Annotated in this window: 1 protein-coding gene; it reads left to right on the forward strand. The window is 61.1% G+C overall.

Going from position 1 to position 1,014, the window contains the following annotated elements:
• Window positions 1-494: 494 nt before the first annotated feature.
• The coding region (locus tag HU767_RS28505) for an OprD family outer membrane porin (RefSeq protein WP_186731109.1) at window positions 495-1,014 on the forward strand (520 nt) is incomplete at its 3' end.

Consider the following 1,014-nt stretch of genomic DNA (forward strand, 5'->3'; position numbering starts at 1 on the left):
AGCCGCGCTGGGCCATGGATGGCCCTTCGCGGCGGCCCACGGAGCAATGCCGGAGTGAGGGCATGCCGAGCCCTAGCGAGGCACCGAGTGGAGGGGCAGGAGCGTTTTGCTTACTTTTGCGCTTCTCAAAAGTGAGCCGCTGTAAGAGCGGAACCATAAGTAGCCGTTACCGCAGCAATGGATATGTACTCGACAGCTGACAGGCCGCCATCGCGAGCAGGCTCGCTCCCACAGTGGAATGCGTCCATCCAATCGGCCGTTTTGCCGTTCGATAATCGCCCAAAACCCGCAAACGGCAATTGAACCGATCCCAGGCAGCCCTTCACCATCCCTCACACAAAACCAATAACAACAGGTTCGACGCCATGCCTCTGCGCCCCGCTCCGTCCGGCTGATCCTCGATCGTTTTAACCCTCCAGCTCCACCGCAATGTTCGTAACCCACGGTTGCGGCAACAACTCGCTTCGTCCACAAAAAAACAAGAGACAACGCCCATGAAGCCCACACAGCACCTGTTCCCCAGCCTCATCGCCGCCGCCCTGGCCAGCGCCGCCCTGCCCGTCCTGGCAGCGGAATCGGGATTCGTCGAAGATGCCAAGGCCACCCTGAACCTGCGCAACTTCTACCTCAACCGCAACTTCACCAACCCGAACAATGCCCAAGGCAAGGCTGAAGAGTGGACCCAGAGTTTCATCCTCGACGCCAAGTCCGGTTTCACCCAAGGCACGGTCGGTTTCGGCGTGGACGTGCTGGGCATGTACTCGGTCAAGCTCGACGGCGGCCGTGGCACGGCAGGTACACAACTGCTGCCGGTACACAATGACGGTCGCCCCGCCGATGACTTCGGTCGCCTCGGCGTGGCCCTCAAGGCCAAGGTCTCGAAGACTGAACTGAAGGTCGGCGAATGGATGCCGGTGCTGCCAATCCTGCGTTCCGACGACGGTCGTTCCCTGCCGCAAACCTTCCGCGGCGGCCAGGTCACCTCCACCGAAATCAACGGCCTGAGCCTCTACG

The sequence above is a fragment of the Pseudomonas sp. SWRI179 genome (assembly GCF_014268705.1).
GTDB classification, from domain to species: Bacteria; Pseudomonadota; Gammaproteobacteria; order Pseudomonadales; family Pseudomonadaceae; genus Aquipseudomonas; species Aquipseudomonas zanjanensis.